The sequence below is a fragment of the Sphingopyxis sp. genome, assembly GCF_036402335.1.
Classification (GTDB): Bacteria; Pseudomonadota; Alphaproteobacteria; order Sphingomonadales; family Sphingomonadaceae; genus Sphingopyxis.
Genome location: NZ_DASWTD010000166.1, coordinates 1 through 2559, shown reverse-complemented (window position 1 = coordinate 2559; position 2559 = coordinate 1). Strand labels below are relative to the sequence as shown.

Genomic DNA, 2559 nt, shown 5'->3' with positions numbered 1-2559 from the left:
GGGAGGATTCAACAAACAAGAAAGGGCGGGTGCCCCATGACACCCGCCCTTCCCTGCGGCCCGGAGCAAGGCTCCGGGTAACTCGGCAGAGCTTAGCCGCCGACCGTCACGCGGCCGCTGCGATAGCCCTTCTTGCGCATTTCCTTCACATAATCCTTGTCGGCGTCGACCACCTCGGTCTCCCATTCATCCCACGCGTCCCAGCGGTCTTCGCGGTCGGTCGAATGGCGCAGGTCGCTGGTCAGCTCCTTCTCCGCCTCGAGAATATCGGCTTTGTAATTATACCATTGCTGGTTGACGACGCCCGCGATCGGCGACGTGCGGATGTGCGGCGCCTCGAATCCCGGGGGCATCGAGCCATAGGGAACGGCGGCGACCGCTGCGGTGGCGGGGAGCGCCAGAATGATTGCAAGGGTGGTCCATTTTTTCATCGTCCATCTCCTGATTGCCCGCCCATTGCCGGGCGGTCAGGGGAGTCAACGAAGCAGATCGGCCTTTTATTCCCGGCTAATCGCCGAAATGGCACGGGTCGCGGTGGAAACGCTCAACCGGGGTGCGCTTCGTCGCCCACCGCCGAGCGGAGCAGCCCGCGAAACACGTCCTGCGCGCTGCGTTTGCCTTGCGTCACATCGAACACGTCGCGCGCGATCGGCATGTCGAGGCGGTAACGTTCGGCGAGCGCGATGACGGTGGGCGCACTCTTTACCCCCTCGGCGACCATATTCATGCCCGCGATGATCTCGTCGATCGGCCGGCCCTTGCCGAGTTCGACCCCGACGTGGCGGTTGCGCGAGAGCGGGCTGGTACAGGTCGCAATCAGGTCGCCCATGCCGGTGAGGCCGGCAAAGGTCTCGGCGCGTCCGCCCATCGCGACGCCGAGCCGGGTGATTTCGGAAAGCCCGCGCGTCATCAGCGCCGAACGTGTGTTGTCGCCCGCGCCGAGGCCGTCGCCCATCCCCACCGCGATCGCGATGATATTCTTGAGCACGCCGCCCAGTTCGCAGCCGAGCAGGTCGGTGTTGGTGTAGACGCGGAACAGCCCCGAATGGAACACCGGCTGGAGCGCGCGGACGACGATCTCGTCCTCCATCGAGAGCACGCTCGCCGCCGCCTGTCCGGTCATGATCTCGCGGGCGAGATTGGGGCCGGTGAGGACGCCCACGGGGTGGCCGGGGAGGACTTCCTCGATCAGCTCGGTCATCCGCTTGCCCGAGGCAAGTTCGAGCCCCTTGGTCAGGCTGATCACCGGCACCCACGGGCGAAGATGGTTGCGCGCTTCCTCGAGCACCGCGCGGAAACTGTGCGAAGGCACGCCCATGACGAGCACATCGGCGCCCGCAACGACCTCCGCCATATCGGCGGTGGCGCGGAGCGCCGACGGCAGCTTGATTCCGGGCAGATATTTGCGGTTCTCGTTATCGGCATTGATGCCGTCGACCGTTTCGGCATCGCGCGCCCAAAGCGTGATCGGCGCATTGCGCGATACGACCGACGCGACCGTCGTCCCCCAGCTGCCCCCACCGAGCAGGCCGACCTTCAACCGCATTTGTCTCTCCCCTTATTATCGGGAGAGACTGACGCGGGATCGAGGGGTTGGCAAGCGTGGTTCCACTGTTCGTCATGCCGGACTCGATCCGGGGTGACGATGGAAGGATTAGTGGCGGGAAAGAAACGCGCGCTGGACTTCGGCGGTCGCTTTCGGATCCTCGATCATCGGCACATGCGCGACATGTTCGAAAATGTGCGATGTGCTGCCCGCGATCCCCGCCTCCAGCACCGCGACGCAGCTGACGTCGATCAACTTGTCGTGGCGGCCCCAGACGATCAGCGTCGGCACCTTCACGCCGCCGAGCTGGTCGTTGAGCGGCTTCTGCTCCATCTCGTCGGCGATGACCCAGAAAATCTTGTCGAGCAGGTCGCGGTGCTTGAGCGCGTCGGCGTAGATGACCGGCTTCAGCCGCGCGGGCACATGCGTAGGCTTGCGGACGACGAAGGCGATCAGGCGGTCGGCGTCCTCGAGGCTGGCGAGCACCAACGGGTTATAATCGCGGTCGGCGGCCAGTTTCTGCAATTCGCTTTCGTCGGCGCCCATGATCCCGGCATTGTTCATCAGCGTCAGCGTGCGAAGGTGATCGGGATAGTCGATCGCAAAGCGCAGCGCGATCCAGCCGCCCATGCTGTTGCCGCCCAGATGCGGGCGCTCGATCCCGAGCGCATCGAGAAAGCCCTTCAACCGCGCCGCTTGGCTTGTCACGTCGAACGGCAATTCGCCGTTGCGGTCATTCTCGCCGAACCCCGGCAGGTCGGGGGCGATCAGGTGATAGTCGCGCGTCAGCCACGGCGCGTAAAAGGTCCAGTGATCCTTGTCGGCGCCGAAGCCGTGGACCATCACGAGCGTCGGCTTCGACCGATCGCCGCCTTCGAGATAGGGCCAGATGCGGCCGTCGACGGCGACGGTCTTGCGCACGACGCGCGCGCGTTTGCGCATCAGCCAGCGCATCAGTTGCACAAGCTGTTCGGGGAAAAGGAAATAGAGCAGCGCGAGCGTGATGAGCGGTG

Annotated in this window: 3 protein-coding genes; all 3 read right to left on the bottom strand. The window is 64.8% G+C overall.

Annotated features, from left to right (window positions below; translation table 11 throughout):
- Positions 1-92: 92 nt before the first annotated feature.
- Positions 93-431 (bottom strand): hypothetical protein, encoded by a 339-nt coding sequence (locus VGD20_RS05175; RefSeq protein ID WP_331133423.1) that lies wholly within the window; start codon positions 429-431, stop codon positions 93-95.
- A gap of 113 nt (positions 432-544) precedes the next feature.
- Entirely contained in the window at positions 545-1546 is a 1002-nt protein-coding gene (locus tag VGD20_RS05170; RefSeq protein ID WP_331133422.1) for an NAD(P)H-dependent glycerol-3-phosphate dehydrogenase, read from the bottom strand.
- 108 nt (positions 1547-1654) lie between these two features.
- A partial coding sequence (locus VGD20_RS05165) for an alpha/beta fold hydrolase (protein ID WP_331133421.1) occupies positions 1655-2559 on the bottom strand: 905 nt, incomplete at its 5' end.